We start from the raw sequence: 22973 nt of genomic DNA, 5'->3' as shown, positions 1-22973 counted from the left end.
TCTCAGAAATGGGAAAAATTGGTCACTTTAGGTCTTGCTAATATCCGACCTGTCAGGTATGATATCAGTGAACCGAAGAGAAAGTCGGACCAAAGAGAGAGGTATAGAGTAACCTCAAACTCCCTGAAGCACGTCCGGACATCACCTAGATGCTTTCAGCCGGTTCAAAAGCTGAGGCTATACACACAGGCGCTTCGATCCTGTCTATGGAGTATTCAGAAGCGCACATATTTACGTCATCACATACGGTTGTCGTATTCGATCGTCGGATGTTCGCCAGGAGTCAAAGGAGCTTCTGGCACAGGATCATAAACGGTAAGAGGAAGAAACGAAAAAATGAGCGCTTTCTTGAAGAACTATTTTACAAACAAGCCCTGGAAGGCCGTATTTCAACTTGTTCTGCTTGTTGCCGGTCTTATCATTGTCGGCGCGCTTGTCTGGCAGGGTATCAATGCCGGTGGCGTCCCTGATCCTACAGCCGCACACCTGAGTGAAGGTGCAGTCATCTTGAACACCGGCCTGCTTGTCTTCCGTGAAGGGCTTGAAGCAATTCTGGTGCTGGCAGCCATTACCGCGAGTTTCGTTGGCAAAAAACAGGGGTACCGCCGCCCTATTGCAGCAGGCGCCGGTATCGCGTTCATCGCCTCAATTGCCACATGGTTTATTGCAATCGCTGTTATCAGCTCTATCAATGCTCCTGCACTCGATATTCAAGCGGCAACGGGCCTGCTTGCCATTGTTGTTCTCCTCGTCATCATGAACTGGTTCTTCCATAAGATTTACTGGACAGGCTGGATCTCCATGCATAACAAGCGCCGCCGCGAGCTTGTCGGGCAGGCAGAGAAGCAACCGACCAACACGATGCTTGGTCTGGCTCTGCTCGGTTTCTCGGCGGTCTATCGTGAAGGATTTGAAGTGGTGCTGTTCCTGCAAAGTCTGCGGCTTCAGGTCGGCTCTCTGGTCGTCCTTGAAGGGGTTGCTGTCGGCCTGTTCTTCACGATCATCGTCGGCTGTCTCACCTTCCTGGCAAATCAGAAGCTCCCCTACAAGAAAATGCTGATCTTTACTGGTATCCTGCTTGGTATGGTGCTTATTGTGATGGTCGGCGAGAGCGCTCAGGAGCTGCAACAAGCCCACTGGATTACCACAACGCCGGTCAATCTTCCCATTCCCGAGTGGATGGGCGTCTGGTTCGCCGTCTTCCCAAACGTAGAATCGCTCTGTGCTCAGGCGGTTGCCGCAATTCTGGTCATCGGCTCCTACTTCGTCTCGCAATATGTTCAGATCTGGCGACCGCGCAAGCTCGCAGCGCTTCGTCAGCAGAGTACAGCCGAGGTTGCGCCAGCAGACACAGCCAACGCAACCGGTGCATAAAGACAGTCTTTGGAGAGGGTGGGCGCTCGCTCATCCTCTTCTTTTTATTTATTGAAGCGGTATATAGATAATCACATGCACTCCACTCGAGAAGTAATTGTGACAGACGTCTGTTACCTCAAAATCGGGCCCCTCTCTTCGCTCATAATGAGAATGAGGCAACCACGTCCCATAGATATAGCGTCGTACATCCTGCGCCTCATCCAGCGGACCAACCTTGAACATTGCATATTTTCCCCCGGGAACGACAAAGGGAACCAGGCCCTCAACCGGCTCTGGATCAACGCTTGATACCTCTTCTCCGATCAGAAAAGAAAAGGACTCATCATCCGCAAAATGACACGCCACGCCATATGCCAGATCGGGTTTTGCCCGGTTCGGAATACGTAAATAGTGTTCGTTAGCGCCAAAGTCCTTGTAGAATCGGGGAATGTCCCGGAAATACTGATCGCTATCCAGCGTCGTTCTGTACTCGCGACCAACAAGCTGTATGTCATCCAACAGAAGTATTTCAGGCTTGTGCATCGTAACCTCTTTTCTCATATACTGCCGATAATCCAGAAAGCGGGCTCGCTCCCTCCCCCTCAAAGGCACATCCATCTTGCGATATGCCAACGGAGAACACGAGAAATAACGCTCAAATGCTCGTGTAAAGGCCTCTTGCGATCCATATTGATAAGTAATCGCTATATCCAAAAGCGTTCTCTTTGTTTCTCTCAACGCTTTTGCTGCTTCCGTCAACCTCCTTTCACGAATGTAGGCATAGACAGAAAATCCCGATATAGCCCGAAAAAGTCGCTGAAAATGAAATGCTGAAAAGCAGGCGGCTGAGGCAATATCAGTGATTTTCAACTCTTCCTGCAAATTCTCCTCTATAAAATCAATCGCGTTCTGTATTCGTCGAAAGTAATCCATCGTTGCCCTCCCTGTGCCCATTTTCCCAGATACCGCAGCGCTTCGCTTGATAATCCGTGCTCTTTTTAGAAAGAAAGAAGAGAAAAAAATACAGCATGCTTCCCTCTTGCGAAAGCATGCCACGCCCTATTGCTCTTTGAATAAACAGATGCTTTTTCTACAATATGTGATAATCGCTACCCCATATACTGAGCCAGCGCCTTCACCAGATGCCCCATCTTGGGATGATCCGGGACGACATGCGGTCTCACACCATACTGATTCAGCATAGCGGTACAGACAGGACCCACGGAGCCAACAATGACCCGCTCATTAAGCGCCTGTATCAGTTCATTCTCCCGTGCCTCTTCTTGCGCGATCAGCAGCAAGTGCCGCACCTGCACCTGACTGGTAAACACGATCGCATGTATATCACCCGCTATCAGCTCGTGAACCAGCTTCCGAAGCGGCCCGGTATCCTCAGGAAGCTGCCAGACATAGAGACAGAGTTCGTTCACTGCTGCCTCGCGTTCCCGCAACGCCCGAACCAGCGCCTCGTTTCGTTCTCCATGATGGAGCAATGCCACACGCTTACTCCGCATCTCAAGCCCCTTCATAGCCTCTAATAATGTCTCAGTTGTATGGGGAGCTGGAGCCTGCAATGCGACCGGGACATCATGCTTTTTCAGCACTGCATACGGCTTGGGACCACGGCAGAACACCTGCATTTGTCGCAACGCCTCCAACAGCGCTGGAAGCTGACCGCGCTCCTCAGCCGCCTGCAATAGCAACGAAGCGCTTTTCCCGGTCGAAAAAATCACAATATCTGCCTCTTTATCAAGCAGCAAGCGGATGAAAGCCTCAATCTGACCCTCATCCTGCACGGGGAGCTCACGCACAGACGCTACGCTGTACGGCGTTCCTCCAAAGCGACGGATCAGATTCGCCATCTCGTCTGACATGCGCGATTCCAGGAGCGCAACCGTCGCCTCATGGAAACCCACCATGTGCTAACCTCCTTGTCTGGTTACAACACTACTTCTGTTTATCCACAGTATAACCTCTGTTGTCGTACCGCGTACAGCAGCCATCCGGAAATACGCTATTACTAGAATGCTCTCCCCTTCCCATTTCAGTATCTCTGCATCTATCAGGCTTTTTCTTCTCTCCGGAAAGCAACTGGCCAATCGTCCTATTTCCTTCGTATCCATAGATATTGTATGATGTGGTTCAGATTATAATGCTTTAGAACAAGGAAAGCGAGTAAAGAGACATGCGCGTGACCGTTTGCGAACTTCCGGACGAGCGTAGTACCTTTGAAGCCGCCTGGGAAGCGTTGGTAGCTTATGTCAAAGAACAAAAGAGTGATCTGGTTCTTTTACCCGAGCTACCGTTCTCGTCCTGGTTTGCCACCACGCCCGACTTTGACGCGACCATCTGGCAGAGGGTCCAGCAAGAGCACGATGCCATGATGAAACGCCTGCCGGAGCTGGCTCCTGCTACTGTCCTCAGCACGCACCTGCTAATCGAAGAAGGGCGACATCTCAACCGGGGCTTCGTCTGGACCCCAGAGCACGGCTACACCGGCGTTCACGATAAATATTATTTCCCTGACGAAGACCTGTTTTACGAGCGCCGCTGGTTCGATCGCAGCCCGCAGGACTTTACGCCCGTTCGCGTTCGCGATATGGTTATCGGCTTCATGATCTGCACCGAGGTCATGTTCACAGAATGGGCCCGCCACTATGGCAGACAGGGAGTGAATATCCTGGCAGTACCACGCGCCACACCTCCTCATGCACGCTGGGAGGTTGCACCGCGCATGGCCGCTATCTCCTCGGGCGCCTTCGTCATTTCGTCGAATCATGCTGGCAATCAGCTCTTTGGTGGCCGAGGCCTGATTATTGATCCAGATGGTGAGATCCTGGCCGAGACATCCCATCAAACTCCCTTTGTTACAGCAGAAATCGATCTGGAAGTAAGCGCACAGGCAAAGAAAACCTACCCTCGCGACGTTCAGGAATAATCGTTCTGTGAGAGAAGGAGCCCCTTCATAGCTCTTTCTCTCCTGAAATACTGCATACTTCTGATAGAGAAAACCTCTCCTTTTTTTATTCAGCCTGCCCTATTTCAGTAATAGAGCTCGAGAGCAACCCACCGGACAAAGAATCTCCCTGGTATGGTACGCTATCTGGCTTCCCAGGCCGCATTACAGTTCAGGCAGTGGAGTCATATAATCGAGTATGTCATCCTTTTTGCAAAATGGCGTTCCTTTTCTGACAATATCTGGCGTCATCCCTGCCAGATGGGGACCCGGATGCCCGCATTCCTGGATGTGCCAGAAAAAAAGAAAGGGGCCCCCACGGAGCCCCGCTTACTCATCAAACTGTTTTAACGCTTCAAGCACCGCATCTGTCGTCACAACCTGCCCCATACGGGGAAAGATCTTCTGTACGCTGTTCTTATGCGTTTCAACGCTTCTATCGGTCATTGCATCCTCAGGGAAGATCAGTTGATAGCCGAGGTCGTACGCCTCCCGCGCCGTCGACTCCACACCAATAGCCGTCGCGATGCCGCCAAGCACAATCGTCGTCACCCCGCGCTCCCGCAATTGCGCATCCAATTCCGTATTGATGAATGCGCCCCAGCTATGTTTTGTCACCACAATATCCTCTTTATGCTTCTCAAGCACCAGCTCCGCTTGCTCCGGGCCGATCTGCCCGGTTATCACACGCACAAGGACAACTGGAAGATTGCGTGCACGAAAGCCCTCCGCAAGCCGTCTTCCGTTCTCCACCACTCCATCAGCCGGATGCGGCACAGTCGGAAAACGCACAATGCCCTGCTGTAAATCGATCAAAACAAGAGCCGTCTTTCTATCGAGTTGAACGGACATATTCCTTTTCTCCTTTCTGCGTAGATACCTTCTTCACGAGATGATCAGACAGCGCCCGCAATTTCGGATCAATCAGCACGACGATCAAGACCAGCATACTGACTCCTGTCAGGTAGAGCCCCAGGTGGTGTAAGCCAGCATCAGTAGCCTGTTGATGATAATTTATGCTGATCAGGCTCGATGCCAGAATCGCGCCTACATATTGCGATGTGCGGAGCAGGCCAGCCGCCGCCCCCATCTGTGAGGCTGGCGCTTGCAGATACAGCGCATTCTGATTGCTCACGTTGCTCAGCCCGTTTGGGATACCCAGAACCGCAGCTATAAGAGCCAGCAGCCAGAGAGATGCCGTGCTCCCGGCAAGCTGCAACAGTCCGGTCCCGATCAGCATAAACAACGCACCTCCAAGCAGCCCGCGCCAGATGACAAGCTTCTTTGTCATCAAGGCGGCGGTCAGCGCTCCCACAGCCGCGACAGGCAACATTACCAGTCCCGCCATATCCGGTGCCAGCCCTCGCCCCTGCTCGAGCCACTGCGAATACCCATAAAACACCGAGTAGAACACCAGATAGGTTGCAATATAGCGCCCGTATGTCATTAAAAGCCCTCCGTGAGACGCCAGCATCCGGATGTCAATAAAGGGCGTCGTACAGCGCCATTCACGCCAGAAAAGCAGGCCTCCTGCCAGCAAAGCAATCACCAGTGGCCCCCATGCAATGCCGCTACTCAGACGCATCAAAAAGAACAGCAGCGCGATCATCATGGCACAAAAAAGAGCGATGCCGAGACTATCAAGACTCCTCAGCACGCTCCTGAGATTACCCCTGATCGCCTGCTGATCGCCCGGAAGCCAGAACAGCGCCCCGAGCAGCCCGAGCAGCGTCACCGGCACGTTTACCAGAAAGATTGACTGCCAGCCAAACCAGGTGATGAGGAACCCGCCCACGCTTGGCCCAAATGCCGTGCAAACCTGGCTTGAAATCGTGATGGCGCCCAGAACAACAGATGTTCTGATACCCTCGCCATCCCTCTCGTTACGCCGCACCAGGGCAAGTCCAGAAGGATACGCGGCAGAGGTGCCGATCCCCAGAACGACCCGCGCAGCAATCAACCAACCGAGGTCAGGAGCAAACCAGGCACCCAGGCCTGCAAGACCCGTCAGCACTAATCCGAAACAGAAGACGCGTTTTGGTCCGAGCAAATCAGCCAGGCGGCCCATTGTCGGTTGCGCTACCGAGGTCGCCAGATAAAGCCCGGAAACCAGCCAGGCTGTCGCCTGTGAGTTGACATGATAGGTGGCGCTGATCGGTACCAGGGCTACTGCTATCATCGACGAATTTAAGCCGTTCAGCAGCACCCCCAGGACGATCACCACCACTTGACGTAAAGACATAGGCCATAACTCCTTTCATAGCTGCCTCTCGTCTTCCCTGCCTCAAAGTATATGGCACAACCAATAAGTAGTCAACTGGTTGATTTTTCAATCAACATAGTGTATGATACCGAAGAAAGGAGTGAGAACCATGAGCACCAAACGATATCTGAGCGCACGAGAAGCGGCAGCAGAGCTAGGGGTCAATCTCAAGACGTTGTATGCATATGTGAGTCGGGGACAAATTCGCTCAGAGGCATCAGGCGGCTCACGGCAGTCGCGGGCCTATCTTGCGGAAGATATTTACCGGCTCAAAGAGCGCAAGGAGCTGCGTCGTAACCCTGAAAAAGCAGCAAGCCAGGCATTACAATGGGGTGATCCCGTCCTCGATTCGGCGTTGACGCTCATCAAAGATGATCATGTGTATTATCGTGGGCAGGACGCCATTTCGCTGGCCGAAACTCATACCATCGAACAGGTGGCAGCGCTTCTCTGGGGGTTTCAAGAGCAAGAGGGGTATACAGCGCAAGATCTTTTTCAAAAGCAGAAACCAGGGGAAGAGATGCTACAGCTCCTCAGGCGCTTCTATACCAGCGAGTTCCTCTGCGATCTGCCCCTGCTTGAGCAATTTCAGGCTGCACTGCCCCGTCTGGCCGCCGGGGATCTCGCAGCATATAATATGCGGCCTGAAGCAATCATCGAGACAGGGACGCGTTTTCTCTGGTTGTTCACGGCCTGTCTCTCCCGGATCAACAGCTTACAAGCAAGCATTGCCGAAACACTTCAACAGGCCTGGGCACCGGATCATCAAGAGGCTGCTCGTTTGTTCAATGCAGCACTGATTCTCAACGCCGACAACGAACTGACCGTCCCGGCATTCACGGCCCGCTGTGTCAGCTCAACCAATGCACCACTGTATGCGGTTATGCAGGCTGCACTGGCGGCGTTTCACGGTATCAATGGGGGTGGGCGCTATCTACGGGCACTTCAGTTCTTACGCGAGGTCTGCGCACCACAACGCGCCCGAGGCCCTCTCACGGTACTTGAGGCCTATCTGAAACAGGGCGAGCGGCTCCCGGGCTTTCAGCATCGCCTCTTCCCTGTTGGCGACACACGACCGATCAAGCTGCTTCAGATGCTGCGAGAGGCCTATCCGGCTGAGCCCGTCATCAAGCTTGCATGGACACTTATCGAGGAGGTAGAGCGCCAGCTTGGTCTGCATCCCCACATGGACCTTGCCTATGCAGTGCTCGGCATGGTGCTCGGGCTTGAAGACGAGCAGATCTCAGGGCTGTTCACGCTGGCCCGAAGTGTGGGCATTATCGGGCACGCGCTGGAGCAATACCAGAGCAAGCAAGAAATCAGGCCACGTGCCCGTTATATCGGAATTCAACCCTGATACAGCACTTCGTTTTCGCGAAACCAGAGCGCAACCCGCGGGATCGCTTCAAGGTAGCGTGCAAGCAGCTCGCGGTAGATTTTGCATTGCTCCTTTCCGTCCTTCGTGCGGCTTACCGCCTGCATCCAGAGCTGATAGCGCTCTTTCATACAAACGCCACAGGGTCGAAAGCCGGCCTCAATCGCAACCTCTTCGCTGGCGAAAAGACCCTGTGCTCGACATACTGTCCTCGTGTGACGTATCGCAACGCGCCAGGCAATCCAGGCGTCCATAGATGCCGAGCTTCTCATCTGTATATCCGCCCGGCATCGAGCTTTCAGAGATTTGACCATCCAGCCCCATCAGTTTATAGTGCTTCGCGGCGCATATCTGTTCTCCATGTCGAACATGAAATCTGCGCATGTACGCTAGAACCTAATCAGCACTCTCGGCAGGTGCATGACCCCACGGGAACGCCTCCGCTTCCTCCGGAACCTGAATCATATCTTGAATCGCCTCAGGTTTTCGATTGTAAGAGGGCCGAATATCGAGTTCGCGATGATGCGCCTCAATCTCCTCCCGATGCGCGTCGAGATAGGTTTTAATCGCGTCTTTACGCCCACCGACCAGCTTCTGTATGGACAGCGTGGTGATATACCAGCGCTCAAGCGGGCGGTGTTGCTCATTCCAGCGCATAAGCGTCCAGACGGCACGGCGAAAGCGCTCATTCGCCGCCTCCACGACCTTCATACCAATCAACTGAGAGGTTGGCATGGCCGCATAGCGTTCCTGATCGTGCCGCCGCGCCTGCCCTTTCAACTGCCGCGCCTCTCGCTCGCCTGCCGCCACCAGAAACGACAGCACATCAGCAGCTCCCGAGAGCGCGATTCCCTCACGTAATAGCTCACGCGTCTGAGCCGGGACGTCAAGCGTGTCAAGCGCAATAGAGGTCGGCGGTGCAGCCGTCTCCACAGCAGTACGCCCCTGCACATAGGCAACCAGCAGATGACGCAACACCTCATCATCGCTCACCTCATGTCCCAGGCGATTCTGAAGCTCTGTACGAATTTCGTCGACCCAATCACGTGTAGCAACGCGCGGCTTGAGCGACGAATAGCCGGTCTTGTTCTCGGACGCTTTCTTGCGCTTCCGCCGCGACGGCTTCTGCGGCTCCTCAATTCCGGCCTCTTTGCGAAAGACATCGAGCACCGTCACGCCCGGCTGGTCAAGCTTGACGCCCTGCCTTCCATCAATATTCCCGTTGCGGTCCGCAATCTTATAATCGGCATAATGGGCATGGCTGGCATAATTGCGCCGCACCTGCTCGACCTCTCCAGCGGGCTCACCCTCTAACTCAGCCTCTGGTTCCAGCACAAAACGGTGTCCCTGAATTTGTGCCATATACGTAATAGAAGCAACAGTAGGTGGTGCATACCAGAAGGTAGCAATTTGCGCATACACAGCGCGTAGGGCGTGAACGGTCAATTTCTCCCGGGTCACGCGCACCGGAATGAGATCGCCATAGTGCTGATCGACCGCCTCATTGACTGCTCGCCCGTAGCGCTGGCTGACCTGCTCCACTTCCAGTTCAGAGCAATCAACCAGAGAACGAAGCTTCTCGACCGCGTCTACGACCAGAAAAGCGCGAGCCAGCGTCGGGATCTCATACCGCTCATCAAAGCGCGTGCGCCCCTTGACCTGCCCCGAAAACCAGGCCGTATATGGCTCCTTCACGGCGAAACGGCCCGTCTTCATGATCTCCGCAAGTCGCCGCCCTGTGCAAACCGCGATTCCGACCACCAGATCAGGCCATTCATCCGATAGCAATAATGCAAGCGCACGCTGCACGATCGTATCAGGATCTTGCAGCAATTGTTGATGTTCCAACCGCGTTTCAGCTACCCCACGACTGCGATCGTTCAGGCGTACCCATTCACCCTCAGACAGGTTAAACACCTTCAGCGCGATATGCTCACGCTCCTTCGTACGCGGGTTAAACCAACTATTTTCTTCTGTTACCGGTAAATCTCGAATCAGGTTCCGTACCTGTGTGATCGGTTTGCGCAAGGAATCGCCTTCCAACCCGCGCCCTTGCTTCCACCAGTTCAGTTCACGCTCCCAGAGTTCCTGCAATTCGGCCTCTTGAGCGACTGTAGCCGGTCGGATCACCGGTTCAAGCTCCTCTTGCCAGCGCCGAAGTACCCAACCTAAGACCTTCGCCATAGCACGCGCTCCTCCTCTTTATAGCATCTGGGAACAGTATAAAGATGTTCCCGTGTTCCTGTCAAGGGAACAGACATATTGGGGTATCCAGAGCGCTCCTATGTCAAGAGAGACGCAGATGAAGAGGCATAAGATAGCAGCCGCTGCGTCCACTCAGGAGAGCAAGCCATTGCCGGCCCAGACCTGTAGTAATTCCCAGATAGAGCCTCGTTTCTGTTGAGGAAGCATTACATTATCCAGTGCCGCCGCTCCCAGTCGCTCCTGCAATTGCTGATAATAGAGACTGCGCGGGCTCACTTTCTGCCCCATACGTTCCCAATATCCCGCTCCACTCCTTTTCCCCACTGTACAGCCAATTGCCCAGTTACGCGCTCCCGGTGGGCTATCAACGCACATCTCTTGCTCGGCATGACAGTTCCAGAAAAGCACCTGTGCGCCCGCCCACCCATGCCCCGACCCCATCGCTTTTCGGTTCCAGACGCGCATCAGAGGCGCGCTGACGTTATCAAACAGAATCCCCGTTGCATAGCGATGATGGGGCCCTGTATCATTGTGCGCTTGCTCCGCGAAAGAATCAACGAAGGCATTGGGCCCGGGAACTTTCGAGCCAGTTACAAAATCATGCCGCCCACTGGATGCATAGCAACGCTGAAAGAGATTACGACTACTTGTTGAATCGATGAAAAAAGAGTAGCGCCGCCCGCCGCGAATCTTCGATTTTCCCTCAAGGTAGGCGCAATCCTGCACGGTTACCTGCTGCACCGACGTATTCAGGCCGACCGCCGCAAAGCCAAAGTGACGCGCCGTGACACCCGAAACCCATCCGTTCTCTACACAATTCATCGAAATCGCCTGCCAGCCATGTTCCTCATCAGTCTCACTCCCATAAACCGATTCAAGGCGTAGATGTTCCACTCCCACCTCACTGATACGCTCCACAGTGTACTTGAAGATCATCCCGCCACCATATCTGTGCACGATAGCTTGCACAAGCGGTGCATCGATCAAAAGTGTATTTTCTGCGATATCGGTAATGACGCGTTCATACCCGACTTTATAGATGTCCGCTTTCCAGCCATATTGTGCCATATCAAGAGCGGTAATCCAGGCCTCATCGGGTGTACGCTGCACAATAATCCTGTCACCCCGCTTCAGACCTTCCGTTGAGGTCACCGCAAAGCGCCGAGCACCAGTCGGGACCACAGGCGAAGTGATTGGCTGACGCGTCTCCTTAAGCGGCTTCCAGGGTTTCTTCTTCTTCAGCACGCCTACCTGAATAAAGTCATGCTGCTCCCTCAACGTATCGATTAAAACTGTACCGGTGGGCCCCTGCCCCTCGCCACGCAGCACTACACCGCCAGTTCGCAAAAAAAGCGGCCCATCTACAGTATACGTTCCTGCTTTCAAGAGCACAGCACCGCGGAAGCCATCGTTATCGGCAGGCAAGCTCGAAACCGCATCAATAGCCTGCTGAATGCGTGCTCGATTGTCACCAGGCACCGGGGTAAGCACCTGCCGGACCGGGAGCTGAGGAAGCCGTACGCCGCCGCCTCTATAGCCGCAGTAGGAAAAATCGGGAATAGTATGGATAGCCTCGCTCTCGCCCTCATTGGCATACATCCTATACTGCAATTTCCCATTTTTCAGGCTTACCAATGAGGAGTCACGATCACCCTCAAATCCATTTGCAAAGCCATTTGAAGATACAATCACATCCCTGCCCTTTCTTGAAAGCGGCTATGAGCGCTCCTTTTTCTCAGGAGCATGTCGTATCCGTTCAGCAATCCATTGCTCGCCTGGTTGCCGTAGCTGTGCAGCAACCCTCTGTTTATAGTTAGCGATTATTTCAGCAACCGTCTGAGAGCGCAGCGCTTCTCGCCAGGCCCTGTCAGCTCGCAACATCGCCACATGCACCTCACAGGGCATCCGATAGAGCGAATCAGGCAACTGCACAGGCACACGCTGGCGAATCTCGGTACAGCGAAACACTCGTTCGCGCCCCTCGATCGCCTCGACAATATCCAGCAACGTGATTTGCTCAGCAGGCCGTGCCAGCCGATAGCCACCCTTCGGCCCGGGGACCGATTCCAGTATTTTTGCATTCGCTAACGCCTGTAGATGCTTGGCAAGGTACGTCTCTGAAAGCCCATAGTTCTCTGCAAGGGCCTTTGTCGGTAAGGTGGCGCCTTCCGGCAAGCCAGCAAGCGATATAGTACAATGAATGCCCCATTCAACCCCTTCACTCAGTCTCATTGCGTTCCTTCCTCTGTCAGATCTATTCAGGACAACAGGTATCCAGGATCAGTATAGCCTGTCCGGATAGCAAACGCAATGTCTCCCTTGATGGCCTGTATGATATCTCAAAAGTGGGGAAAGGAGAGGAATTGGATACAAGAGGCTCTACCATAAAGGAGAAAAAAGGACTTCCTCTTTTTTACTACGTATATTTTATGACGTACCACTAACGACAAGGAATTGCTATCGCATTTGTTCGTATCTAGAACAAACAGGCTCGCTGATGCCAGTGATCGTAGACACCAGAAGCTCCCCTGTCATTACGATTGGCACGCCGCCTTGTCCCGTTTATAGATCCGAAAAACCGGTTCCAGACAGCGATCACACAGTGCAATCTCGCAACGCTGAGCATCGACCCGCAAACAGGCCATCTCTTCAAGTATGCTCGGATCTTCCTGCTCATACCATCTGATAACATCTTTTACAGGAAGCAGACGCGGCTCGAACGCATCCCTCCCTAATAGCTCCTTGTCGGCCTCTATCATACAATGAGGGCAGCGGCTCAGGATCGCTTGTAAACAGACTCGGAGTGTATCCCGTAATTCCATTGTTGTTCCTTTCGCGCTCTATTTCAGCTCGAGGGATAGTGTTGAGGTTTGCTACGGAAACACTTGAAATCGCAGATCCTCTCTTCTCTCATATCACGAATGCATATTCAACAATGTTCCAGAATAGTGGAAGAAACAGTATCCGCCGGAGCGGCTGACACCTGTGTCCGGGAGAGGAGCCCCCTGTATTGGAGGCCCCACTATTTGCTTGTTTGCTACCAGGCCGGGATGTGTCGTGTATTGCAATGGATGCCGCCACCACCAAGATTAAGCGCCGTCACTGGAAGCGTTACTACCTCTCGCTCAGGAAAGAGGGCCTGTAGTACCTCCTTTGCCCGTTTATCCTTTTCGCGGATCAGCTCACTCTTTCCCGGCTCCCAGTAGTGCTGACCGACAACAAGGCCATTTGTGATTAAAAAGTTACAATAGCTCGCGGCAGGCACAACCGGAAAAGAGGAACCGGAGGGGAATTCGGAACCGTCCTGCATCACCTTATAAAAACGTTTTAATTCCTGATACACTTCATAGATGTCATCGCCCGCCTTGACCATATAATATTCAGGCTCTGGAACTGGCATCCTGACAATACGAAACGGCTTCCCATCCTGGTCGGTCTCATGCTGCAAAAGCTCGAAAGCCTGGTCGAGCATCGGCTTATTGAGCGCCAGCAGCGGACTTCGACGCGCCTCTTCTTCCGTCACCTCTGCCAGGAGAATCGTATCCGGGGCGACGAAACGACAAAATTCATCTATATGTGCATTTGCAGAAGCAGCACGATAAGCATTAAGCTGCCCATCCGGTCCCGGAATAGGTCCACTCATCATACTCTCATCCTCATGCAGGCCCTTCGGGAGCCAGATAAGCTTCTTTAGCTGGAAGATACGCTTTAGCTCTTGCTCCACCTCTTCCTTTGTCCACCCGGGATTACGCTTGCACACCTCTGTCTCTTCAATCGTCATCAGCACTCCTTTCCCGTTGAACTCGCGATCTCCTCCCTCACTGATGAGACGCGTCATTACGCTCTCAGTGATTCCCAGATACTCCGCGGTCCGACGGTCGAAGCGCTCCGTAACGCGACAGCGCCGGTCCCATACAGGCATATAACCATACATGCTGAAATCACAATCTACATGTATCACATTTCCTCTATCATCAATCATGACTTCTATCCCAAAATCGCGGGGATATACCGCCGCGCACTCAATCGCAAGAAAGGTGATATTCTCCAGAGGTATAGCACACTCTTCAAGCAAAAGCTGGATATCATGCGCAGTATGCAAGCCAGGTCCGGGAACAATAATCAGCGGTACGTGCGCACCGATTGCCCGTACCATTTCCACATGCAGCGGTTGATGCGACATACCGATTATGTTCTCATGTTGCGCCCAGATCATCATCACAGCTCGTTGTTTCTCAAATTCTCCAGGTACACGAAATCCAGAATAATCCATATGATATGACCCCTTTCAAGCAAAACAAGCATGAGCGTAGCATTACTCATCCTGAAGCAAAATGTTTTATGCAACGTCTATCAAGAGTTTAGTCCGAATACAGCAGAAATACATCACTCGAATTATTGATTTTTCCGCATGCTTTTTCTCAAATCAGAGATTGAAGTAGCTCATCCCACTGCACTCAATATGTTTAGAAAAAAGAGACTGCTTTCTGCCATTTTTGCTATAGAAATGCAACACATTGCGAGTACACTATATAAGTAGTGGTAGTATTCAGATGGAAAGGACGTACCTATGAAGTACCTCACAGGCGTTGCATTGCTCCTGTTGCTTGCTTGCAGCACGCTGACCCCGGTCCACGCCCGGAGCGCTCCCGCAAGCAAGGAAGCAACCGACTACCTCAATTTCGTCCTTGATTACATCCAGGCCAACTCGGTGAACTCAGACAAGCTGAACTGGCCTCAAATCCGGCAGGAAGCCATGAACCGCATTCAGAACGCCCGGACAACTGCCGATACCTACCCCACTATCCGCTGGCTTCTGGAGCAGCTCGGTGACCATCACAGCTTCTTCCTTGATCCTCAGGCGGCCCGGAAACAGCAGCATGGACATGGCAACCCCTTCGGCCTGCGTATGACGCGGGATGGCATTATCACCGATATTCTACCCGATAGCCCCGCCGACGCCTCAGGGCAGATCAGGCGCGGCGATGTGCTGACACAGATTAACGGATTCGATCGCGACGACTCCGATGCGATCCGCGACAGCCTCAAGAAACACCCCGGGACAGCCACACTTACGCTGACTCGCAATGAGCAACCCTACACGGTCACGCTTGCGCTCAAGCCATACGAGAGCAACAAGCGCCCGTGGGGAAAACTTGTTCAGCCCGACATCGGTTATATCGAACTCCCAGCCGTGATAGGTGGTACAATGGAACAGCACTATGCAGATATAGTGCATGACGAAATTCGTAAGCTCGATCAGCAATACACTATTAAAGGATGGATTATCGATCTGCGCAATAATATCGGTGGTAACTGCTGGCCGATGCTCGCCGGTATTGGGCCCATTCTGGGTGAAGGAAAGCTGGGCGCGTTCGTTAGTCACGGGAAGGAGGTCGGCACCTGGATATATCAGGAGGGCAAAGCTATGAGCGACGATTACATGCTTGCTCAGGTCCAGCAGCCCTACCGGCTCAAGCAGCCACTACCGCCCGTCGCCGTGCTGACCAGTAACCTGACGGCGAGTTCTGGCGAAGCGGTCGCAATCGCCTTCCACGGACGCCCATCAACGCGCTTCTTTGGTGAAAGCACCTATGGTCTGCCAACAGCGAACACGCTTGAAATCCTGAGCGATGGCGCACAGCTCTACCTGACCGTCGCGAATGACGCCGATCGTACCGGACGGGTCTACGAAGGGCCCATCGCGCCCGATCAGGAGGTCACTATCAACTGGGCCGAACTCTATACCGAACAGGATAACGTCATCAAGGCCGCTCAAGAGTGGCTACAACAATAAGGGAACGAGAGCGGCGCTGTCCCTGCTTGCAGCGCCGTTCGACTCTTATGAGAGCAACATCTTTTCACGCGGAAGCCCGCACTTGGGGGCTGCTCTCTACGATAGGCAACATACTTGCTCCGGATAGAGGATACATAAAAATGTCACCGAAGGTTATGCAGCCCCCGAAGACGAGTGCAACTATCCAATCAGTTTAAGCAAAAACAGCTACTCATTTCCACCTGTAGTCTTCACCCGTCGAATACCTCTTTTTGCGCCAGCTCAAACCGTTGAGATCATGCGCCCGCACGTTCAGGCAGTGATAATGAATGGCAACAAAAAGACGTATAGCTTCCTCATAAATAAGGAGCAAAAGATCATGAGTACGTTCAAAGAGGGAGTGAGCACAGGTGTCCCTGTATGACAACATCACCATGCTTGCCAATCAGAGCCGTGATGTCCGGGCGCTCCATCGTCAGGTGCATGGATATACTTTTTGTGGAAAGAGGGTAACGCAGAGAAAGCGTATAGATGCAATTGTCAATCTATACGCTTTCCTCCGCTCAACGTTTACTGTTGAGATATGGTTGTTGATTGCTGCTCAAACGTCACGGGCTTGCCGGAAGTTGCAGCCTCAACCGAGGCAAACATCAAAGCCAGAGTAGGCAGGTTGTTTCGTCCGGAGATACTCGGCTCCTCACCTGTCTGAACGGCCTGAATAAAGCTCGTCAGGCTGCCGTGGCGGTCCTGCTTTGACACTTCGGGCAGGCGCAGGCCATACGGGCGCTTGCCACGCGGGCGGACAGTCACACGCTCATCCTCTGGACCGGCTCCACGCGAGGTCCACACGATTTCACCCTGCTCGCACTCCATGTGCCATTCACCGGCCCACGGTGTCTCAGGCCCGGTGCTGACCCAGTTACCGCGATACGATACGATCGCGCCTCCCGTGAAGGAAATAGTCGCAGCGCCAGCCGGGTCCTCTTTATAACGGCTCCAGGACGGCGACCAGGTAGTACAACTGATCTGCGTCGGCTCCTGGCCAAGGACATAGCGCATCAGGTCAAAATGGTGAATCGACATATCGACGAGCAACGGCTGCCAGATATGATAGTGACGATACGTCTCAACCGGAGCTGTATTATCATAGCGGCGGAAATCCAGATTGACGGATGCAACGGGACCGAGCGTATTGTTCTGAATCAGCTTCCTGACGGCCTGCACCGCCGGATAGAAACGATAGTTCTGACTGATTGCGAGAATCACGTTCTGCTGCTCAGCGACCTCTACCAGATGGCGCGCTTCCTCTATCGTCGCGGCAAATGGCTTTTCAAGTAAAACATGCTTTCCTGCTCGCAGGGCTGTGAGAGCCAGAGGAGCATGTGCGGGCAACGGCGATGTAATCAGCACCGCATCTGTTTCGACGGTATCAAGCGCCTCCTCCAATGAGGTGAATGTCTGCTGGATACCAAGTTCGGTCCGCACGCGTTGCAGGATTTCTTCACTGATATCAACGCAAGCGACCAGCTCTACCTGCTCATTTTTCATCAGGACATCGCGGGCCCAACTATACCCCCAACCTCCCAATCCAGCTTGAATGAAACGCAAGGCCATGAAAAAACCTCTCTCCAATGATTTTATTCTTGCATCTCGATATACAGAGCACAACTCCGTTACTCTGCCGTTCTCCAACCCGGCAGGGTCAGTTCCTGCTTCGTCAGGGCGCTCAAACCATCGCATAGCGTGTCAGCGCCACCCTGTCCACAGGCATCACTTCCCGAGGAACAGCCCGGTAGCTCAAGAGGGCTCTCTGCTTGAACGAGAAAGCTATCAAGCATTATTTCCCCTTGCAGTAGAAAACGTATACCATCCTGAGAAAGCAACGGGATTTCAGGCGAAATTTTCGTATCGCCCTCATTCCGTCACAACACAGTGGACTTCTTCTACCTTACCACCTGCCAATAACGATATCAAGCTTGTTAAGAGGAAAATCATGGCCTCTTCCTCTATCACAGGATCTTCAGCGAGCAATACTGCAAGCGAGGATGGGTCACTCTGGAAAGTTACCCAGAGATCTGGTACGATACCTCAAAGCGCACAATGAGGAGGTCTTATGCCACATTACCCATACATTACACAGGGATTACTCTATCCAGCTTCAGAAGCGAAACCGATTGCCCTGGACACGGCCGACTGGTTTACCTGGGTCGAACAACACACCGCTTTCACCTATCAAGAACCTCCATTTCGTTTTAGCGCACGCCGCGAGGAGCGTCCTGGCGGCCAATACTGGTACGCGTACAGGCGCATGCAGGGCAGGCTCTATAAGCGCTATCTCGGACGTACCAAAGACCTGACCGCCGCCCATATGCAGAAAATATCCCAATTGCTGCATATGCATCCCGAGCACCCAGTACCGCAACCTGTCCCTCTCATCACAACGCGCTTCGCTATCCCGCGCCTGCTATCAGAATACGTCCCACGCCCCCGTCTGCTTGAGTCCTTACAGCGAGCTCTCGAACGTCCCTGCACGCTCATCACTGGCCCCGCAGGCTCGGGCAAGACTACGCTAATGACCCAGGCAGGCGAGCGCCTTCAAAAGCAAGGCTGGCGGCTCGCCTGGCTTTCCCTGGAAAGTAGCGAGCAGGATGTCACCCGCTTCTGGTACTATCTGCTCAACGCAATCGAGCGTATCGTCCCGGGAACCGCACGTGAAGCCCTCCAGGCGCTTCAAATGCTACCTCTCCCGCCAGTCGACGAACTACTGATGCCCCTTATCAACGCATTGAGCAAACCACAACAACCACTGCTCCTTGTGCTTGATGATTACTTTCTGGCCACGACCCCCGAAATTGACGCCGGGCTACTCTTCCTTATTCAGCATATGCCTGATAGCCTGCGACTGGTTGTCATCTCACGTACCAAACCTGCATGGCCGCTCACACGGCTCTATGTCCGTGGACAGCTCGCAGAGATCGAGCAAACAGATCTTCGTTTCACAAAAAACGAGGCAGCGCAGTTCCTTCAACAAACGATGAGACTGCATCTGACGCCAACGCAAGTTGCGACACTGGAAGCACAAACTGAGGGTTGGGTTGCTGGCTTGCAGCTTGCCGCCCTCTCGCTTCGGCATCAATCCGATATCGACACCTATCTGCACACATTTGACGAGCAGAATCGCTCTCTCCACAATCGTTATATTGCAGCATACCTCATAGATGAAGTGCTGAACGAGCAGCCACCCGAGTTACAGGAATTTCTCCTTCTCACTTCTGTCGCTTCTCGTCTTTGCGGACCGCTCTGTGACGCGATTACGGGCCGTAGTGATGGACAGCGGACCCTCGAAAAGCTTGAGACCGCGAATCTCTTCATTGTCGCGCTCGACCAGCAGTGGTATCGATATCATCATCTTTTTGCCGACACGCTCCGGGAGCGGCTTGCACAACAAGACTCAGCACTTCTGGCGCGGAGCCACGAACGCGCCGCCCGCTGGTTTGCAACTCAAGGCGAGACGCAGGACGCGATTCGACATGCTCAGGCTGCTCAGGCTTATCCACTGGCTGCCGCTTTGCTTGAAGCAGAAGCAGAACTGATGCTTCAACGGGGTGAAACAACAACCTTGCTTGCATGGCTTCATAAGCTCCCGCATATCTTGCTCGATGATCACCCGAACCTCGCCCTTGCCTCTGGTCTGGCGCAATTCATCACAGGTGAAATCGAGCAGGCAAGTGCCACATTGCAACGTCTTGAGCAAGCACAGCTAGCCGAAAAAGCTCAACAAGGGAAGCTGGCAACTCTCCAGGCCCTTATACTCCTGATACAAGAAGGCACGCCTCAACAGGCAATGGAGCACAGCACTATGGCGCTCCAATTCCTGCCAGCACATCAGACCATCTGGCGTGATATCGCCACACTGCTTCACGAAGCAATAGACCTGCTCTTTCGAGGGAGCAATGAAGCACTTCAGAAGCTCACCGCATTGGCTCATTCCAGCCTGCGTCATGGGAACTACCTGATAGCCTCCTTCGCGCTGGAAAACCGCTCCTTGAAAGAGCTTGGTCAGGGCCGCTTGCATCAAATTGAGCGAACGTGTCAGGAAGCGCTACGCATCACCCCGCCAAATCTCATCTCATTTACCCACTGGGCCTACCTGCATCTGGGTGATCTCTATCGCGAGTGGAACCAGCCAGAACGTGCCCGCAAGATGCTTGAGACCGGGCTTACACTGGACCGCCCCTATACGTACCCGGAAATCGTTGTTGATGGCTATATCGCGCTCGCTCGCGTCTATGAGCAGCTTGACGAGCCCCGGCGGGCCGACGAAACCATAGAGACGGCAATGTCGTTGCTTGATCGGCTTGCCCCTCATACCGCCTGGCAGGTACAGGCATGCCGTGCCCGTATACTGCTGGTGCGTGGGCAGCATACTGAAGCCAAACAGTGGAGTGAAGCCTATGTTGCATCTCTCAAGCAGGCACAGCCTCCGTTTCCACTGATCGAGTTCAGCCACTTCACACTTGCACGCATCTATATGGCCCAAAATAACGATACAGCCGCTCACACACTGTTGCATACGATGTTGCAAACAGCCCGCGAGCTCAAGCGCTGGCGCACTGTTATCGAAGCGGACCTTCTGCTTGCACTGCTCGAGCAGCGACACAACCAGCCAGAACAGGCAGCACACCTGCTGACAGAGGCACTGGATCTGGCCGCCCCGGAAGGCTTTATACGTCTTTTTCTGGACGAGGAACAACCGCTTCTAGACCTCCTCTCACACTCCCTCACGGCTCGCCTTCTCACGAGCCCAACAGTGGTACGCTATGCCCGCAAGCTTCTCATGCTGAGTTCCCAGGAAGCCCCAGCTCCCTTACCCGAAGCGCTTACAGAGCGAGAATTGGAAATTCTTCAGCTCCTGGCAAGTGGCAAATCAAACGATGCAATAGCCAGAGCGCTGTTTCTGGCCCTCAGCACAGTCAAATGGCATATTATGAATATCTATCGTAAGCTGGCCGTCAGCACACGTATGCAGGCCGTAACACGAGCCCGCGAGCTCAAGCTGATTGACGAGTAGCAATCCCATCCTCAAAAACCATACCTCCGTTGGGGGACAAAAACCTTCCCAGGCCTCTATACTTCCCTCATGAGACACAGCAGGAACATACTGCTTGTCAGTGCTCTTCAAGCATATCGCGATCCGGTAAAAAGATCAATAAAAATCGTATTAAGATTTGCGCTCTTTATGCGCTTGTATACAAATGCGTATTCAGAAAGGAATGTGCTATGAAAGCTGCCGTTATTCATGCTTTTGGCGAAACACCCCGCTTTGAAGAATTTCCTGAACCCACCTTGACCGAAGGCGATGTTCTGGTACATGTACGTGCCGCCGGTATTCATCCTATCGTTCGAGCGCTGGCAAATGGCACCCACTACGGTAGTACAGATATTCTCCCACTCATTCCCGGCATCGATGGCGTCGGACAGCTTGAAGACGGAACGCGCGTCTACTTCGGCATGACACGCCCGCCCTATGGAACACTGGCCGAACGTGCGGTTGTTCCCCGTCAGGCCTGTCTGCCACTTCCCGCAAGTCTTGATGATGTCTCGGCTGCTGCCCTCTTCAATCCCGGCCTCTCTGGCTGGCTCGCGCTAAAATGGCGAGCGCAGATACAGCCAGGTGAAACTATCCTGATCCTCGGCGCGACCGGCTCGTCAGGCAAGCTGGCTATCCAGATCGCGAAACACCTCGGTGCCGGAAAAATCATCGCCGTTGGCCGCAATCAGCAAATCCTGAACACGCTGCCTGCGCTTGGAGCAGATACCATCATTGCGCTTGGGAACTCCGACGAGGAGTACCGCGACGCCTTAATGCAAGCTGCCGGTGAAACAGGAATTCACGTGATCCTCGACTACCTGTACGGGCATCCAACCGAGCAAACCATCATGGCGCTTACCCGCAAAGGGCTGACACACGCTGCTCCCCGGGTACGCCTGATTGAAATTGGTAGCATGGCCGGGCCGACCATCTCGCTTCCCGCAGCCGTCTTACGCAGTTCGGGGCTCGAAATCTCCGGTAGCGGCGGGGGCACGATCTCACCGAAAAGAGTTTTTGCCGAGATCCCTCACTTTGTTGAGTATGCCACGACGGGCAAGCTCCACATCGAGGCCGAGCAAGCACCGCTTTCTGCCATTGAAGAGGTCTGGATGCGCCAGAATAGCAATAACGCTCGCCTGGTTATCAAACCATAGCCATCTCACAGAGAAGGGGATTTTGCCTCTTCTCGTCCTTACTGCATCCCACAACAGAAAAAGAGGTCGCCCAATTCGAGCGTTGAGCGACCACATCAGAAAATGTTTCGTGTGGATGAAAATTGGACAGTCATAGTATAGCAGAAAGTGAGCGGGATGGTATTAAAAACATATTAAGATTCCTCCGCTAGCCACTTTTTCCTCAACTGTATCCTTTCTGCCCTCTCATTCTTGTACTTAAGAGAGCATACAACAAGCCAGAAGAAAGCGAGGAAAAAGCATGGCACTTATCAACTTCGGCGAAGTGACCTGTGATTGGCGCGACGGCAAGCTGTTTCTTATCACGCCACAGGGCCAGTATGAACTCTATCCTCAGCAGGTCGAAATGCTGATCGACTTTCTCTGTCAGATTGAGGCAGAAGTGCAGGAAGCACTTGACCCGGAAAAGCAGTAGCCAGATGCACGAAGGTGAGAGGACGTTGTTGCCTCTTGCCTTCAATTCTCCCCATTTTTCCTGCATCTCCCACAATAAACCATGTGCTTCCTTTTTTCCCGAACAAAGCCCGATGCATCCGCGCACGGTCAACAAAGTGCTCGAAAAGCCGGGCCCGGACCGCCGAGGGCAACGCGTCCCGGGCCTGCCTGCGGGTGCTCCAGATGCAGCACCAGTGCATCAATAGCCTCTCGAAAGATGCTGCGCACAAGGACATACGTATCCTGATAGTGCAGATAGAAGGCAGAGGCCGACGGCCACTGTGGCCTGAACACCATTGCCTATACCTCGGCACTGGTGTAT

20 protein-coding genes are annotated in these 22973 nt (G+C 53.4%); 7 read left to right on the top strand and 13 right to left on the bottom strand.

The window, feature by feature from the left end; genetic code table 11:
* Positions 1-336: 336 nt before the first annotated feature.
* Positions 337-1374 carry an FTR1 family iron permease gene (locus tag EI42_RS11310; RefSeq protein WP_111321926.1) on the top strand — a complete coding sequence of 346 codons (1038 nt, stop codon included), beginning with the start codon at positions 337-339 and terminating at the stop codon, positions 1372-1374.
* 48 nt (positions 1375-1422) lie between these two features.
* Here EI42_RS11310 and EI42_RS11305 read toward each other — a convergent pair whose 3' ends face one another.
* Together EI42_RS11305 and EI42_RS11300 are read right to left on the bottom strand one after the other, a co-directional pair.
* Positions 1423-2289: an effector binding domain-containing protein gene (locus EI42_RS11305; RefSeq protein WP_111321924.1), complete on the bottom strand. Its 867-nt coding sequence runs from the start codon at positions 2287-2289 to the stop codon at positions 1423-1425.
* A 176-nt stretch (positions 2290-2465) separates the two neighbouring features.
* Entirely contained in the window at positions 2466-3275 is an 810-nt protein-coding gene (locus tag EI42_RS11300) for a uroporphyrinogen-III synthase (protein ID WP_111321922.1), read from the bottom strand.
* A gap of 266 nt (positions 3276-3541) precedes the next feature.
* On the opposite strand from EI42_RS11300, the gene EI42_RS11295 reads away from it, so the two are divergent.
* The gene (locus EI42_RS11295) at positions 3542-4294 is read left to right on the top strand and encodes a carbon-nitrogen hydrolase family protein (protein ID WP_111321920.1); all 753 of its coding nucleotides are present in this window, start codon (positions 3542-3544) and stop codon (positions 4292-4294) included.
* Between the two features lie 348 nt (positions 4295-4642).
* Here EI42_RS11295 and EI42_RS11285 read toward each other — a convergent pair whose 3' ends face one another.
* Entirely contained in the window at positions 4643-5164 is a 522-nt protein-coding gene (locus EI42_RS11285) for an isochorismatase family protein (RefSeq protein ID WP_111321916.1), read from the bottom strand.
* On the bottom strand, positions 5145-6554 hold the full coding sequence (locus tag EI42_RS11280) for an MFS transporter (RefSeq protein WP_111321914.1): 1410 nt from the start codon (positions 6552-6554) through the stop codon (positions 5145-5147). The genes EI42_RS11285 and EI42_RS11280 overlap by 20 nt, the downstream gene beginning before the upstream one ends.
* A 130-nt stretch (positions 6555-6684) precedes the next feature.
* Between EI42_RS11280 and EI42_RS11275 the strand changes: the two genes are divergently transcribed.
* Entirely contained in the window at positions 6685-7932 is a 1248-nt protein-coding gene (locus EI42_RS11275) for a citrate synthase family protein (protein WP_170142550.1), read from the top strand.
* Here the strand turns inward: EI42_RS11275 and EI42_RS33180 are convergent.
* From EI42_RS33180 to EI42_RS11245, 6 genes are all read right to left on the bottom strand, one after another.
* On the bottom strand, positions 7923-8204 hold the full coding sequence (locus tag EI42_RS33180; protein ID WP_174843965.1) for a hypothetical protein: 282 nt from the start codon (positions 8202-8204) through the stop codon (positions 7923-7925). The two genes, EI42_RS11275 and EI42_RS33180, sit on opposite strands and share 10 nt — an antisense overlap.
* Positions 8205-8346: 142 nt before the next feature.
* On the bottom strand, positions 8347-10134 hold the full coding sequence (locus EI42_RS11265) for a protelomerase family protein (protein ID WP_111321910.1): 1788 nt from the start codon (positions 10132-10134) through the stop codon (positions 8347-8349).
* 153 nt (positions 10135-10287) lie between these two features.
* Positions 10288-11847: a hypothetical protein gene (locus tag EI42_RS11260; protein ID WP_111321908.1), complete on the bottom strand. Its 1560-nt coding sequence runs from the start codon at positions 11845-11847 to the stop codon at positions 10288-10290.
* A 24-nt stretch (positions 11848-11871) separates the two neighbouring features.
* Entirely contained in the window at positions 11872-12387 is a 516-nt protein-coding gene (locus EI42_RS11255; protein ID WP_111321906.1) for an RrF2 family transcriptional regulator, read from the bottom strand.
* Between the two features lie 302 nt (positions 12388-12689).
* Complete coding sequence (locus tag EI42_RS11250) at positions 12690-12977, bottom strand: hypothetical protein (protein WP_111321904.1); 288 nt, start codon at positions 12975-12977, stop codon at positions 12690-12692.
* A gap of 215 nt (positions 12978-13192) precedes the next feature.
* On the bottom strand, positions 13193-14428 hold the full coding sequence (locus EI42_RS11245) for an agmatine deiminase family protein (protein ID WP_111321902.1): 1236 nt from the start codon (positions 14426-14428) through the stop codon (positions 13193-13195).
* 297 nt (positions 14429-14725) lie between these two features.
* Here EI42_RS11245 and EI42_RS11240 point away from each other — a divergent pair, with 297 nt between their 5' ends.
* A complete protein-coding gene (locus EI42_RS11240; RefSeq protein ID WP_111321900.1) occupies positions 14726-15952 on the top strand; it encodes a S41 family peptidase in 1227 nt (408 codons plus the stop codon).
* Between the two features lie 549 nt (positions 15953-16501).
* Here EI42_RS11240 and EI42_RS11235 read toward each other — a convergent pair.
* Positions 16502-17545 carry a Gfo/Idh/MocA family protein gene (locus tag EI42_RS11235; RefSeq protein ID WP_170142549.1) on the bottom strand — a complete coding sequence of 348 codons (1044 nt, stop codon included), beginning with the start codon at positions 17543-17545 and terminating at the stop codon, positions 16502-16504.
* 59 nt (positions 17546-17604) lie between these two features.
* On the bottom strand, positions 17605-17769 hold the full coding sequence (locus EI42_RS32460; protein WP_170142548.1) for a hypothetical protein: 165 nt from the start codon (positions 17767-17769) through the stop codon (positions 17605-17607).
* A gap of 275 nt (positions 17770-18044) precedes the next feature.
* On the opposite strand from EI42_RS32460, the gene EI42_RS11230 reads away from it, so the two are divergent.
* The 3 genes from EI42_RS11230 (at position 18045) to EI42_RS32455 (ending at position 22631) form a co-directional block, all read left to right on the top strand.
* Entirely contained in the window at positions 18045-21002 is a 2958-nt protein-coding gene (locus EI42_RS11230; protein ID WP_111321896.1) for a winged helix-turn-helix domain-containing protein, read from the top strand.
* A gap of 209 nt (positions 21003-21211) precedes the next feature.
* Entirely contained in the window at positions 21212-22177 is a 966-nt protein-coding gene (locus EI42_RS11225) for a quinone oxidoreductase family protein (protein WP_111321894.1), read from the top strand.
* 280 nt (positions 22178-22457) lie between these two features.
* The gene (locus EI42_RS32455; protein ID WP_170142547.1) at positions 22458-22631 is read left to right on the top strand and encodes a hypothetical protein; all 174 of its coding nucleotides are present in this window, start codon (positions 22458-22460) and stop codon (positions 22629-22631) included.
* 128 nt (positions 22632-22759) lie between these two features.
* Here EI42_RS32455 and EI42_RS11220 read toward each other — a convergent pair whose 3' ends face one another.
* A complete protein-coding gene (locus EI42_RS11220) occupies positions 22760-22948 on the bottom strand; it encodes a hypothetical protein (RefSeq protein WP_111321892.1) in 189 nt (62 codons plus the stop codon).
* Between the last annotated feature and the right edge of the window lie 25 nt (positions 22949-22973).

Source organism: Thermosporothrix hazakensis (genome assembly GCF_003253565.1).
GTDB classification, from domain to species: Bacteria; Chloroflexota; Ktedonobacteria; order Ktedonobacterales; family Ktedonobacteraceae; genus Thermosporothrix; species Thermosporothrix hazakensis.
Note: the sequence above shows the minus strand (reverse complement) of the source record. Positions and strands in the feature narration are given on the sequence as shown.

Bases quoted from the DNA above. Each gene is read 5' to 3' on its own strand.
- EI42_RS11255 (WP_111321906.1), bottom strand. From the start codon at position 12,387: ATGAGACTGAGTGAAGGGGTTGAATGGGGCATTCATTGTACTATATCG.
- EI42_RS11275 (WP_170142550.1), top strand. From the start codon at position 6,685: ATGAGCACCAAACGATATCTGAGCGCACGAGAAGCGGCAGCAGAGCTA.
- EI42_RS11220 (WP_111321892.1), bottom strand. From the start codon at position 22,948: ATGGTGTTCAGGCCACAGTGGCCGTCGGCCTCTGCCTTCTATCTGCAC.
- EI42_RS32460 (WP_170142548.1), bottom strand. From the start codon at position 17,769: ATGCTTGATAGCTTTCTCGTTCAAGCAGAGAGCCCTCTTGAGCTACCG.
- EI42_RS11265 (WP_111321910.1), bottom strand. From the start codon at position 10,134: ATGGCGAAGGTCTTAGGTTGGGTACTTCGGCGCTGGCAAGAGGAGCTT.
- EI42_RS32455 (WP_170142547.1), top strand. From the start codon at position 22,458: ATGGCACTTATCAACTTCGGCGAAGTGACCTGTGATTGGCGCGACGGC.
- EI42_RS11300 (WP_111321922.1), bottom strand. From the start codon at position 3,275: ATGGTGGGTTTCCATGAGGCGACGGTTGCGCTCCTGGAATCGCGCATG.
- EI42_RS11310 (WP_111321926.1), top strand. From the start codon at position 337: ATGAGCGCTTTCTTGAAGAACTATTTTACAAACAAGCCCTGGAAGGCC.
- EI42_RS11245 (WP_111321902.1), bottom strand. From the start codon at position 14,428: ATGGATTATTCTGGATTTCGTGTACCTGGAGAATTTGAGAAACAACGA.
- EI42_RS11235 (WP_170142549.1), bottom strand. From the start codon at position 17,545: ATGGCCTTGCGTTTCATTCAAGCTGGATTGGGAGGTTGGGGGTATAGT.
- EI42_RS11280 (WP_111321914.1), bottom strand. From the start codon at position 6,554: ATGTCTTTACGTCAAGTGGTGGTGATCGTCCTGGGGGTGCTGCTGAAC.
- EI42_RS11240 (WP_111321900.1), top strand. From the start codon at position 14,726: ATGAAGTACCTCACAGGCGTTGCATTGCTCCTGTTGCTTGCTTGCAGC.
- EI42_RS11225 (WP_111321894.1), top strand. From the start codon at position 21,212: ATGAAAGCTGCCGTTATTCATGCTTTTGGCGAAACACCCCGCTTTGAA.
- EI42_RS11230 (WP_111321896.1), top strand. From the start codon at position 18,045: ATGCCACATTACCCATACATTACACAGGGATTACTCTATCCAGCTTCA.
- EI42_RS11250 (WP_111321904.1), bottom strand. From the start codon at position 12,977: ATGGAATTACGGGATACACTCCGAGTCTGTTTACAAGCGATCCTGAGC.
- EI42_RS11285 (WP_111321916.1), bottom strand. From the start codon at position 5,164: ATGTCCGTTCAACTCGATAGAAAGACGGCTCTTGTTTTGATCGATTTA.
- EI42_RS33180 (WP_174843965.1), bottom strand. From the start codon at position 8,204: ATGGACGCCTGGATTGCCTGGCGCGTTGCGATACGTCACACGAGGACA.
- EI42_RS11295 (WP_111321920.1), top strand. From the start codon at position 3,542: ATGCGCGTGACCGTTTGCGAACTTCCGGACGAGCGTAGTACCTTTGAA.
- EI42_RS11305 (WP_111321924.1), bottom strand. From the start codon at position 2,289: ATGGATTACTTTCGACGAATACAGAACGCGATTGATTTTATAGAGGAG.